The 369-nt window shown below is 49.1% G+C and carries 1 protein-coding gene; it reads right to left on the bottom strand.

The window, feature by feature from the left end; translation table 11 throughout:
• On the bottom strand, window positions 1-369 hold a 369-nt coding region (locus JWG44_RS21695), incomplete at both ends, for a helix-turn-helix domain-containing protein (protein ID WP_205277119.1).

The raw sequence follows: 369 nt of genomic DNA, 5'->3' as shown, positions 1-369 counted from the left end.
CCTCGAAAAGGTTCCGAAGGAAGAATCATTCCTCGTTTCCTCTTTCTCGGTTTTACCAATCCTCTTTTTTGGAGAATATTCCCGATCGTGCTCGCCGATGGCCAGAGGGTTTCTGGCTTACTCCTTTCTAAGATCACAAGTAGCTTCTTTGGACCCCAAGTAGGATGTCTCTTTCGAAGCGCGAGGATCATTCTCTCTTCCTCAAAGCTTACTCGATTCGGATTCGAATGCGGAGCTCTACTCTTTTCCAAAAGTCCGTTCGGACCTTCCTTTCGATACCGTTCCAACCACTTGTAGCCCGTCTTTCGACTGATCCCAAATGTCTCGCAAAGGGAAGTCATCGACACCGTTCCATCGCAGACCGCCGCT

Origin of the sequence: Leptospira ainazelensis, from assembly GCF_016918785.1 — a bacterium.
Lineage (GTDB): Bacteria > Spirochaetota > Leptospiria > Leptospirales > Leptospiraceae > Leptospira > Leptospira ainazelensis.
The sequence above is the reverse complement of the archived record's forward strand: the minus strand, read 5'-3'. Positions and strand labels throughout refer to the sequence as shown.